This window comes from Streptomyces beijiangensis, assembly GCF_017315755.1.
Taxonomy (GTDB): Bacteria; Actinomycetota; Actinomycetes; order Streptomycetales; family Streptomycetaceae; genus Streptomyces; species Streptomyces beijiangensis.
In genome coordinates, this window is record NZ_JAFLRJ010000298.1 from 1 (window position 1) to 10749 (window position 10749).

Annotated in this window: 12 protein-coding genes; 7 read left to right on the forward strand and 5 right to left on the reverse strand. The window is 71.4% G+C overall.

The window, feature by feature from the left end:
• On the forward strand, positions 1-770 hold a 770-nt coding region (locus J0695_RS27700; protein ID WP_206966456.1), incomplete at its 5' end, for an HtaA domain-containing protein.
• Between the two features lie 73 nt (positions 771-843).
• Complete coding sequence (locus J0695_RS27705; RefSeq protein ID WP_206966458.1) at positions 844-1584, forward strand: PhzF family phenazine biosynthesis protein; 741 nt, start codon at positions 844-846, stop codon at positions 1582-1584.
• A gap of 50 nt (positions 1585-1634) precedes the next feature.
• Here J0695_RS27705 and J0695_RS27710 read toward each other — a convergent pair whose 3' ends face one another.
• The gene (locus J0695_RS27710; RefSeq protein ID WP_206966459.1) at positions 1635-2282 is read right to left on the reverse strand and encodes a biliverdin-producing heme oxygenase; all 648 of its coding nucleotides are present in this window, start codon (positions 2280-2282) and stop codon (positions 1635-1637) included.
• A gap of 117 nt (positions 2283-2399) precedes the next feature.
• On the reverse strand, positions 2400-3257 hold the full coding sequence (gene map / locus J0695_RS27715) for a type I methionyl aminopeptidase (RefSeq protein ID WP_206966462.1): 858 nt from the start codon (positions 3255-3257) through the stop codon (positions 2400-2402).
• Positions 3258-3287: 30 nt separating this feature from the next.
• Between map and J0695_RS27720 the strand changes: the two genes are divergently transcribed.
• On the forward strand, positions 3288-3518 hold the full coding sequence (locus tag J0695_RS27720) for a hypothetical protein (protein ID WP_206966464.1): 231 nt from the start codon (positions 3288-3290) through the stop codon (positions 3516-3518).
• A gap of 4 nt (positions 3519-3522) precedes the next feature.
• On the opposite strand, the gene J0695_RS27725 is transcribed toward J0695_RS27720, so the two are convergent.
• Positions 3523-4803: an MFS transporter gene (locus J0695_RS27725; RefSeq protein ID WP_206966466.1), complete on the reverse strand. Its 1281-nt coding sequence runs from the start codon at positions 4801-4803 to the stop codon at positions 3523-3525.
• Positions 4804-4846: 43 nt separating this feature from the next.
• Positions 4847-5449 carry a hypothetical protein gene (locus J0695_RS27730; RefSeq protein ID WP_206966468.1) on the reverse strand — a complete coding sequence of 201 codons (603 nt, stop codon included), beginning with the start codon at positions 5447-5449 and terminating at the stop codon, positions 4847-4849.
• A gap of 116 nt (positions 5450-5565) precedes the next feature.
• On the opposite strand from J0695_RS27730, the gene J0695_RS27735 reads away from it, so the two are divergent.
• The 3 genes from J0695_RS27735 (at position 5566) to J0695_RS27745 (ending at position 7006) form a co-directional block, all read left to right on the forward strand.
• Positions 5566-6015: a group II truncated hemoglobin gene (locus tag J0695_RS27735; RefSeq protein ID WP_206966470.1), complete on the forward strand. Its 450-nt coding sequence runs from the start codon at positions 5566-5568 to the stop codon at positions 6013-6015.
• A 9-nt stretch (positions 6016-6024) separates the two neighbouring features.
• On the forward strand, positions 6025-6729 hold the full coding sequence (gene npdG, locus J0695_RS27740) for an NADPH-dependent F420 reductase (protein ID WP_206966473.1): 705 nt from the start codon (positions 6025-6027) through the stop codon (positions 6727-6729).
• 88 nt (positions 6730-6817) lie between these two features.
• On the forward strand, positions 6818-7006 hold the full coding sequence (locus J0695_RS27745; protein ID WP_206966475.1) for a hypothetical protein: 189 nt from the start codon (positions 6818-6820) through the stop codon (positions 7004-7006).
• Here the strand turns inward: J0695_RS27745 and J0695_RS27750 are convergent.
• Positions 6996-7802: a site-2 protease family protein gene (locus J0695_RS27750; RefSeq protein WP_206966476.1), complete on the reverse strand. Its 807-nt coding sequence runs from the start codon at positions 7800-7802 to the stop codon at positions 6996-6998. The genes J0695_RS27745 and J0695_RS27750 overlap by 11 nt on opposite strands.
• A 139-nt stretch (positions 7803-7941) precedes the next feature.
• Between J0695_RS27750 and J0695_RS27755 the strand changes: the two genes are divergently transcribed.
• Positions 7942-10749, forward strand: a 2808-nt coding sequence (locus tag J0695_RS27755) for an AfsR/SARP family transcriptional regulator (protein WP_206966478.1), incomplete at its 3' end; no start/stop codon positions are given.

Below are 10749 nucleotides of genomic sequence, written 5' to 3' on the forward strand. Positions count from 1 at the left end.
CCAAGCCGACGGCGACCGCCACGCCGTCCGCGACGGCCACCACGTCCGCCGCCGACAAGGTCGTCGACGGCACCCTCGCCTGGGGGGTCAAGAAGTCCTTCCGTACCTACATCCTCAGCGGCGGCGAGATCAAGCTCGCATCCGGTGCGAAGAAGAACGCGGACGGCTTCGACTTCCCGCTCGCCAAGGCCACCGCCGACCCCGCGAAGAAGACGGTCAACGCCTCCTTCGACGGCAGCGTCCGGTTCGTCTACACGGCCCACGGTCTCGACATCAAGCTCTCCGACGTCAAGATCGCCGCCTCGGGCGCCAAGGGCACGCTGAGCGCGGACGTGACGACCCCCAAGGGCACCAGCCAGGACGTGAAGTTCGCGGCACTCGACCTCTCCAAGGCCGGCTACACGGCCGTGAACGACGTCATCCAGCTGAAGAACATCCCTGCGTCCTTCACCGCGGCGGGCGCAGCCCAGTTCGCCAACGACACCACGGGCTCGATCTACAAGGCGGGCGACGCCATCGACCCGGTGACGGTGGCCCTCACCCTCTCCGAGGACGCCACGCTCCCGCAGGGCGGCACGGACACCTCCGCCACCACGGGCGGCTCCGGCTCGTCGACCACCGGCGGCGCGGGCACGGTCGGCGGCTCAGGCTCCCTCGCGGCCACCGGCGCCGAGGTCCCGGCAGGCGCCCTGCTGGGTGCGGCGGGCGCGATCGCGGCGGCGGGCGCGGCGGTGGTCGTGGCAGCGCGCCGCCGCCGTACGACCGTCTGACAACTCCCGTACGCAGCAGGGGCCGCACCTCCCGGATACGGAGGTGCGGCCCCTGCGGTGCTTGAATGCCCCGGTGAACGAGATCGACGTACTGAGCGTCTTCTGCGCACCCGACGGCCGCCACGGCAATCCGCTCGGTGTCGTACGCGAAGGAAGCGACCACCCGGACCCCGGGTCGCGCCAGGCACTCGCCACCCGGCTCGGCTTCAGCGAGACCGTGTTCGTCGACGATCCCGAGCGCGGCCGGCTGGACATCTACACGCCGAGCGGGCGGCTGCCGTTCGCCGGATACCCGGTCGTCGGCGCCGCCTGGCTGCTCGATATCGAGGTCCTGGAGCTGGAGGTCGGCGAGGTGTTCGCGCGCCATGACGGCGAGTTCACCTGGATCAGCGCCCGCGCCGCATGGGCCCCGCCGCGCACGCTCAGGCGGTACGCGTCCGCCGCCGAGGTCGACGCCCTGCCGAGCCCCCCGCCGGGCGAGGGCTGGCTGTACGCCTGGGCCTGGGAGGACGAGGCGGCGGGCCGCGTACGGGCCAGGGGCTTCCCGCGCAGGGGCGACGGCATCGCGGAGGACGAGGCGACCGGTGCCGCGGCCCTGCTGCTCACCGAGGAACTGGGCCGCGCCCTCAACATCACGCAGGGCCGCGGCTCGCAACTCCTGACAGCCCCGGCCCCCGACGGCACGATCGAACTGGGCGGCCGGGTCCGCTTCGCATCTTCAAGCCCGTCCGGAAAATCAACCGCGTCCGGAAAATCAAGCCCGTCCGGAAAATCAAGCCCGTCAGGGGGGTCCCCCCTGCTCGAACGGAGTTGAGAGCTTGGGGGAGATTGAGGACAACGCGGCCGAAGGTCGCGTGCCCACGACTACGCGCTCAGCGGGAACTCAGACCCCAGCTCAACAAAAACCCCGGTATTCAGCGCGAACGCGCGCTTGCACTCGTCCACGATCCGCTGCTTCTCCAGATCGTCCGCGTTCACCGCGTCCAGCAACTCCCGGTAACCCCGCTTGAAGGCGGCCGGGTTGGGGATCTGCTCGAAGACGTAGAAGCGGACCCCGTCGCCCTTGCGCGCGAAGCCCCAGGTCTTCTCGGCCTTGTCGCGGATGATCTGGCCGCCGGACAGGTCGCCCAGGTAGCGCGTGTAGTGGTGCGCCACGTACCCGGCGGGCCAGCTCGCCGCGCACTCCGCCACGCGCGCCGCGTACGCCGCTGTGGCGGGGAGCGGGGCGGTGTGCTCGCGCCAGTCGGGGCCGCGCAGATGCGCCAGGTCCCGCTCCAGCTCGGCGGTGCGCATCAGCTCGGGCTGGATGAAGGGGCCGGCGACCGGGTCCGAAGCCAGCGCCGCGGCGCCGTCCTCCAGGGCCCGGTACACGAACCACAGCTGCTCGGTGTAGCGCGCGTACGCCTCCACACCGAGCCGTCCGCCCAGCAGGTCGCTCATGAACGTCGACGTCTCCGCCTCGGTGTGCTGCTCGTGCGACGCGGTGCGGATGAGCGTCGAGAAGGCGTCCATGGCGGAACTCCAATGCCGAAGGGGGACGGGAACCTGTCATAGATCTTCTATGCTTAGGCTTACCTAAGTCAACAGGTTCCCGACGTCCTGTCGGTAAAAAGCTACCCCGCTGCCGGGTCAGGGCAACGTCAGGATGTCCGCCCCTGTCTCCGTCACCACCAGCGTGTGCTCGAACTGGGCCGTCCGCTTCCTGTCCTTGGTGACGACCGTCCAGCCGTCGTCCCACATGTCGTACTCGTGCGTCCCCAGCGTCAGCATCGGCTCGATGGTGAACGTCATCCCCGGCTTGATGATCTCCTTCGCGTACGGGCTGTCGTAGTGCGGGACGATCAGCCCGGAGTGGAAGGACGTCGAGATGCCGTGCCCCGTGAAGTCCCGCACCACGCCGTATCCGAAGCGTTTGGCGTACGACTCGATGACCCGCCCGATGATGTTGATCTGGCGCCCCGGCCTGACCGCCTTGATGGCCCGGACCAGCGCCTCGCGCGTCCGCTCCACCAGCAGTTTCGACTCCTCGTCGACATTGCCGCAGAGGTACGTGGCGTTGTTGTCGCCGTGCACCCCGTTGAGGTACGCCGTGACGTCCAGGTTCACGATGTCGCCGTCGCGCAGCACGGTCGAGTCGGGAATCCCGTGACAGATGACCTCGTTGACCGAGGTGCACAGCGACTTCTTGAAGCCGCGGTAGCCGAGCGTCGAGGGATACGCCCCGTGGTCGCACATGAACTCGTGCGCCACCCGGTCGAGTTCGTCGGTCGTGACACCCGGTGCGATGAGCGCCGCGGCCGCCTCCATCGCCCGGGCGGCGATACGGCCCGCGACGCGCATCCGCTCGACGGTGTCGGCATCCTGGACTTCCGGACCGGTGTACGGCGTCGGCGCGGGTTTCCCCACGTACTCGGGACGCCGGATGTTTCCGGGTACGGAACGGGTGGGAGAGAGCTCCCCTGGTACAAGCAGTGACTGGCCAGACATGCCAGCGAGTCTATGAGAGAGGAGCCGACCATGGCTTTGTTCAAGAAGCGCACCGTCGGGAAGCCGGGCGAGTGGTACTACTGCCTCGTCCACAAGAAGGTCGAAGAGGGCCCCGACTGCCCGGCCAAGGACCGCTTCGGTCCGTACGCCACCCGCGAGGAGGCGAACCACGCCATGGAGACGGCGCAGGAGCGCAACCTGGAGTGGGAGACCGACCCCAAGTGGCACGACAAGAACAAGGCGCCCGACGACGACGCCTGACGCCCTAAACCGCGGCTGCGGCGGCCAGGGACTCCGCCTTCTGCGCCCGCCGCCGCAGCGCGTCCTCGTCCGTGTCGGCGTCGTACGACATCAGCTTCGGCAGTACGGCGGCGAGCACCCCCACCGCCACCACGCACGCGGCCCCGCCGCTCCACACCGAGGTCCGCGCCCCGCTCCAGCCGGCCACCGTGCCCGCCCTGAGCTGGCCGAGCTGGGGGCCGCAGCTGTACGAGAGGACCTCGATCCCCGCCAGGCGCCCGCGCAGCTCCTCGGGGATGGTCTGGTTCCAGATGGTCGAGCGGCCGAGTCCGCTCAGCATGTCCCCGGCCCCCGCCAGGATCAGGCAGAACAGCAGCAGCCAGATGTTCTCGGCCCAGCCCGCGGCCGTCATCGCCAGGCCCCACATGCCGGCGCCGAACACCACGAGCCGCCCGTGCCTGCGCACCCGCGAGGCCCAGCCGCTGGTCAGGCTCGTCAGGACGGAGCCGAGCGGGATCGCCGCGTACATCAGCCCCAGCGCCCACTGGGCGTCGAGATCCTCGGCGAGGAACGGGAAGATCGCGAGCGGGAAGGCGAAGAACATCGCGGCCAGGTCGATGGCGTACGTCCCGAGCAGCACGGGCTTGCTCCACGCGTAGCGCGCGCCCTCCGCGATCCCGCGCAGCGACGGCTTGTCGGCGTCGTGCGCGGCCGGTGCGGGCGCCAGGCGCAGACACATCAGCACCGAGACGGCGAATCCGCAGACGGTCGCGCTGTACGCCCACGGGGCACCCGCGTACGCCACGACGAAGCCCGCCACCGCGGGCCCCGCGATGGCTCCGATCTGCCAGCGAAGCGCGTTCAGCGCGGCGGCGGCGGTGAGCTGGTCGTGCGGCACGATCCGGGCCATCAGCGAGTCGAGCGCCGGGCGCTGGAGCCCGGCCAGCGCGGCGACCCCGGCCGCGACGACGTACAGCGGCCAGAGCAGCGGATCCGGAAGCAACGCGTTGACCAGCAGGATCACGGCCAGCACGCCGAGGCCCGCCTCCGTGCCCAGGATCATCTTCCGGCGGTCCACGGAGTCCGCGAGAGCGCCCCCGTACAGCCCGAAGACGATCAGCGGGACCAGCTCCACCGCTCCCATGGCCCCCACGGCGGCCGGTGAATCGGTGAGGTGCGCGATCTGCAGGGGCAGCGCGACCATCGCCATGCTGGAGCCGAAGTTGGTGATCAGCCCCTGCACCCAGAGCAGCCGGAAATCGTGCGAGGTACGCAGGGGCGAGAGATCGGGGAGTATCGAAGCCACGAGGGGACATGTTCAGCCGAACCCCGTGCATCACGCAAGTGCTTTACCAGCGGGCGGGCGGCGGCGCGGTCAGCTGGTCGGCCAGGAGCGAGAGCCGGTCCCTGAACCCCCGCCTGCCGCGCTGCACCGGCAGGCTGTTCTCGCCCGCCGCCGCGCTCACCAGATGCTGGACGGTGTCGAGATCGACATCCCCGTCCTCCGGCACGGTCAGCGTCTCGTGCGCGAGCCCGTGCACCTCAAGATCCCCGCCGTCCAGCGACAGCACGGTCGCCCCGGCCCGCCGCGCCCCGTGCACCCGCTCCAGAAGACCGTCCCCGGGCCGCTCCGGCGCCACCACCAGCAGCGTCTGCCCACGGCCCGCCGCCTCGATCCTGCCGAGCCCGACGGACAGATGCGCGGGCTCCCCGGCCTCCACCCGGTGGCGTACGAGGGTGGGGGCCAGCTCCGGCGTACCGGACCAGGCCGCCTCGTCGACGAGATGCGCCGCGAGATGCCAGGGCTCGTACACCTCGGTCCCCACCAGGAGCAGCCCGCCGCCGTGCGGCACCACGGACGACCGCAGCGCCGCGGCGAACCGCCGGGTCGCCCGCGGCCACTCGGTCCCGTCAAGCACTTCCCGCAACAACGCGACCCGCACGGCATCCATGGACCGGCATCCTGCCCCCAACGGGTGTGCGCGGGAGGCCTGTTGAGTCAGACTCACCCGAAGGGGGCATCCCGGCCCCCTGCTCTCGGGTTCCCTGGCTCCGGAGGAGTTCAGCCGTGAACGACACGACCCTGTACGAGCACGCAGGCGGCGAAGGCCCGCTCCACCGCCTGGAGGAGATCTTCTACACCAAGGTCCTCGCCGACCCCGTGCTGCGACCGCTCTTCCCCGAGCGCAAGCCGCAGCATGTGGAGCATCTGACCTGGTTCACCGCGGAGTCCTTCGGCGGCCCCGACCGCTTCACCGCGGAGCTCGGCTTCACGTACCTCATCGACGCCCACCGCCACCTCGGGATCACCGACGCGCAGCGCGAGCGCTTCGCCGAGCTGTACGCGGAGTCCGTCGACGAGGCGGGTCTCCCGAAGGACGAGGCCTTCCGTGAGGCGGTGCGCTCGCACATCGACTTCGGCTCCCGGGTCGCCCAGCAGAACTCCCGGGCGGAGACGGACACTGAACTCCATCCGCTGCGCGAGGTGCCCAAGTGGCGGTGGTCGCCCGACGGCTAGGGTCGGGCCATGACTTCCACTGAGAGTGCAAACAAGCCTGCGCCCAAGGACCCCTGGGACCTCCCTGACGTGTCCGGTCTGGTCGTCGGGGTGCTCGGCGGGACCGGCGACCAGGGGCGCGGGCTCGCGTACCGGCTGGCCAGGGCCGGGCAGAAGGTGATCATCGGCTCACGCGCGGCCGAGCGGGCGCAGGCCGCCGCGGACGAGCTGGGCCTCGGCGTCGAGGGCGCCGACAACGCCGAGTGCGCGCGGCGCAGCGACGTGGTGATCGTCGCGGTCCCGTGGGAGGGGCACGGCAAGACGCTGGAGTCGCTGCGCGAGGAGCTCGTCGGGAAGCTCGTCGTGGACTGCGTCAATCCGCTGGGCTTCGACAAGAAGGGTGCGTACGCGCTGAAGCCGGAGGAGGGCAGCGCCGCCGAGCAGGCCGCCGCCCTGCTGCCGGACTCGCGGGTCGCCGCGGCCTTCCACCATCTCTCCGCCGTACTGCTGCAGGACGCGTCGGTCGAGGAGATCGACACCGATGTGATGGTGCTCGGCGAGGAGCGTGCCGACGTGGAGATCGTGCAGGCGCTGGCCGGGCGGATCCCCGGGATGCGCGGGGTGTTCTCCGGGCGGCTGCGCAACGCGCACCAGGTGGAGTCGTTGGTCGCGAATCTGATCTCCGTGAACCGCCGCTACAAGGCCCACGCGGGGCTGCGGGTCACCGACGTGTAGTCCACCGGACAGGAAGCGGTGGGGCATGGGGGACACTGGGAGGGTTCGTCAGTAACCCGGAAGTATCCCCGGACAGGAGCCGCATCCCATGCCCCGCCTCGCTGTGTACGCCCTCGTCGTCTGCACCCTCGCCGTCGTGGCTGCCGTGGTGTCCTTCACCCAGGGCAGCTGGCTCGGGATCGTCTGGGTGCTGATGGCGGGCCTCTCCTCCAACATGGCCTGGTACTACCTGCGCAAGGCGAAGGCCGACAAGGCTGCCGCCGCCGTCACTGGGTGACGCCGCAGAAACCCGGGTCGGGGCTGCCCTTCCAGAACTGGTAGAACGCCTGGCCGCAGCCGGTCTCGCCCGGCTGGATGCCCAGGCCGCCCAGGATCCAGTCGATCATGTCGAAGAAGACGTGGTTCACCTCGGGGATCCAGAGCAGGGCGAAGACCGCCAGCAGACCCCACTGCGCGAAGGGCTCCACCTGGCGGCGGAACGAGTACGAAAGCCAGGGCTCGACCACCCCGTAGCCGTCGAGGCCGGGGATGGGCAGGAAGTTCAGGATCGCCGCCGTGACCTGGAGCATCGCCAGGAAGGCGAGCGCGTACCGGAAGGTCGGCGGGACCCCGTCCAGGGAGTGCAGCCAGAACGGCGCCGTGCAGACGACCGCGAACAGGACGTTGGTGAGCGGGCCCGCCGCCGAGATCAGACTGTGCTTCCAGCGGCCCTGGATCCGGCCGCGCTCGATGAAGACCGCGCCACCGGGAAGACCGATCCCGCCCATGATCACGAAGATGACGGGCAGCACGATCGAGAGCAGGGCGTGCGTGTACTTCAGCGGGTTGAGGGTGAGATAACCCTTCGCGCCGATCGAGATGTCACCGCTGTGCAGCGCGGTGCGGGCGTGCGCGTACTCGTGGAGGCAGAGCGAGACGACCCAGGCCGCGGTCACGAAAAGGAACACGCCGATGCCGGGCTTGGCCGCGAAATCGGTCCAGACCGCCCACCCGGTGACTGCCATGACCGCGACGATCCCGAGGAAGACGGGGCTGACCCGCCGGTCGCTGTTCCGGGCGGTGGCGGTGGTCATTGATGCGGCTCCTGGTGCGTGGGTGGCCGGACCTGGCGAGCCCCGACCGTACAGGTGACACTGTGCAAACGTCTCGCGTACGCGTGTGAGTTCCGGGGGCCGGGCGGCTGAGGCCCGTCCCGTAACGGAGAATGGTGCCGTGCGCTATCGGCTACTCACGACCACTCAGGCAGTACGCGACGACGGCTCGGCCGTCCCCCTCGGCGGGGCGCGGCTGCGCGCGCTGCTGGCGGTGCTCGCCCTGCGCCCCGGGCGGACGGTGCGGGTGGGCGTCCTGGTCGACGAAGTCTGGGACGGCGAGCCGCCCGCCGACGCGGCGGGGGCGCTCCAGGCGCTGGTCGCGAGGCTGCGGCGGGCGCTGGGGCCCGGGGCCGTCGCCTCGGACGACGGTGGCTACCGGCTGTGCGCCGAACCCGACGACGTGGACCTCTACCGCTTCGAGCGGCTCGCGGGCGAGGGCGCGCGGGCGCTGGAGTCCGGGGACCCGGTGAAGGCGGCGGCGCTGCTGGAGGACGCGCTGGGGCTGTGGCAGGGCGAGGTGCTGGCCGACCTTCCCGACCGTACGGCGGTGGCCGCCCGCTGGGAGGCGCGGCGGCTGGAGGCCCAGCGTGCGTCGCTCGCGGCGGCGGTGGCCCTGGGACGGGCCGAGGAGGCCCTGCCCGAGCTGGGCGCGCTCTGCGAGGGGCATCCGCTGGACGAACCGCTGCAGGCCTTGCGGATACGGGCGCTGCGGGGTGCTGGGCGCACGGCGCAGGCGCTGGAGGCGTACGAGGGCGTGCGGCGCGGCCTGGCGGAGGAGCTCGGGGCGGACCCGGGTCCCGAACTCCGCTCCTTGCACGCCGAGTTGCTCGCGCCATCCCCGCCCCGGGGCGCTGCCCCGGACCCCGGTCCTCAAGCGCCGGACGGGCTGGATTTTGCCGATCGCCGCGCGGACGAATCGTGCATCAGCCCACATCAAGCCTCTCCGGCGCTTGAGGAGCGGGGGTTCGGGGGCGGAGCCTCCGATGCGGCGGAGCCGCTGCACCGCGGAAACCTCCGGTCCCGGCTCACCAGCTTCGTCGGCCGCGAGCGCGACATCGTCGCCCTGAGCCATGACCTGCGCCACGCCCGCCTCGTCACGCTCCTCGGCCCCGGCGGCGCCGGCAAGACCCGGCTCTCGCAGGAGGCCGCCGAGACCGTCGCGGACGCCTGGCCCGACGGAGTGTGGCTGGCCGAACTCGCCCCCGTCGACGACCCGGAGAACGTCCCCGAGGCCGTACTGGCCGCCCTGGGCGCCCGAGAGGCCGTCCTGCACGGCGCGGGCGCCGAGAAGATGCGCGCCGTGGACCGCAACAGCGGCGACCCCCTCGTGAAGCTCGCCGCGCACTGCGCCCGGCGCAAGATGCTGATCCTCCTCGACAACTGCGAGCACGTCGTGGACGAGGCCGCCCGCCTCGCCGAGGAACTCCTCGCACGCTGCCCCGGGTTGACGATCCTGGCGACCAGCCGCGAACCCCTCGGCGTGCCCGGCGAACTCCTGCGCCCGCTGGAGCCCCTGCCGCAGCCCACCGCGCTCCGTCTCTTCGCCGAGCGCGGCGCCGCGGCGAGGGCCGGATTCCGTACCGACGAAGACCCCGAGGCCGCCGCCGAGATCTGCCGGCGCCTCGACGGGCTGCCGCTCGCCATCGAACTCGCCGCCGCCCGGCTGCGGATGCTCACCCCGCGCCAGATCGCCGACCGCCTCGACGACCGGTTCAAACTGCTGACCGGCGGGGCGAGGACCGTACTGCCGCGCCAGCAGACTCTGCGCGCCGTCGTCGACTGGTCCTGGGACCTGCTCGACGAGGGCGAGCGGTCCGTACTGCGCAGGCTCTCCGTCTTCGCGGGCGGCTGCGACCTCGCCGCCGCAGAGGCGGTGTGCGGACCCGAGTCCATGGACGGTCTGGGCTCCCTCGTCGACAAGTCTCTGGTGGTGGCGCGGCCTTCGGCCGGGGGCGGGATGCGCTACCGGCTCCTGGAGACCGTCGGGGAGTACGCGGCCGAGCGGCTCGACGAGAGCGGCGAGCGCGCCGACGCCGAACGGCAGCACCTGGTGTACTTCCGCGAGCTGGCCCGCGCCGAGGACCTCAAGCTGCGCGGCGGCGGGCAGCGCGAGGCCATCGCCCTGCTGGAGCGCGAGTACGAGAATCTCCGCACGGCCCTGCGCCGCGCCGTCGCCGCCCGCGACGAGCACGAGGCGCTCTGTCTGATCCACGCGCTGCACGGGTTCTGGCAGATGCGCGGCCTCCGCTCGGAGGGCAAGCACTGGTCGACGCTGATCGCGGAGCTCGGCCCCGACCCCTTTGCCCACCCGGTGGTTCCCGCGCCCGCGATCTACGAGCGCTGCACGGACGCCCCGCCCCCGATGACGCCCGAACTCCTCGTGGAGGCGCGGCGTGGGGTGCGGCTGATCCAGCTGGCCTCCAGCGACCAGGACACCGAGCGGTGGTCGTCCCCGGCGATGCAGAATTTGGCCGCCGGCATCAGGGCCGCCTACCGGCCCGGGCTGCCGCAGACCTGCCGGCCGCCGGCCAACATGTGGTTCTTCGCGGTCCTGCTGACCGGTGACGCGAACGACCTGCGGGGCATGATCGACACGACCGTCGAGACCTGCCGCGAGCTGGGTTATGAGTGGGATCTGGCCAACGCACTGGAGATGCGGGCCAACGTCCTCGCCAACCGCTCGGAATGGGCGGGCGACGCCGACCAGGACGCCGAGGAGAGCCTGGAGATCTTCAGGACGCTGGGCGACGAATGGGGGGTGGCCGAGGCGCTGTCGGCGCGGGGTGAAGCGCGCGAGCGCAGGGGTGAATACGCGCTGGCGGTCGAGGACTTCAAGACAGCCGTCGGGTACGCGGAGAGCCTTGGCGCCAAGGCGCAGATGGCGATACTGCGGATCCGTCTGGCGGGCGGCATGGCAGAGCTGGGG

Coding starts and splice junctions, on each gene's coding strand:
- J0695_RS27710 (WP_206966459.1), bottom strand. CDS start 2,282: ATGGACGCCTTCTCGACGCTCATCCGCACCGCGTCGCACGAGCAGCAC.
- map (WP_206966462.1), bottom strand. CDS start 3,257: ATGTCTGGCCAGTCACTGCTTGTACCAGGGGAGCTCTCTCCCACCCGT.
- J0695_RS27720 (WP_206966464.1), top strand. CDS start 3,288: ATGGCTTTGTTCAAGAAGCGCACCGTCGGGAAGCCGGGCGAGTGGTAC.
- J0695_RS27730 (WP_206966468.1), bottom strand. CDS start 5,449: ATGGATGCCGTGCGGGTCGCGTTGTTGCGGGAAGTGCTTGACGGGACC.
- npdG (WP_206966473.1), top strand. CDS start 6,025: ATGACTTCCACTGAGAGTGCAAACAAGCCTGCGCCCAAGGACCCCTGG.
- J0695_RS27745 (WP_206966475.1), top strand. CDS start 6,818: ATGCCCCGCCTCGCTGTGTACGCCCTCGTCGTCTGCACCCTCGCCGTC.
- J0695_RS27750 (WP_206966476.1), bottom strand. CDS start 7,802: ATGACCACCGCCACCGCCCGGAACAGCGACCGGCGGGTCAGCCCCGTC.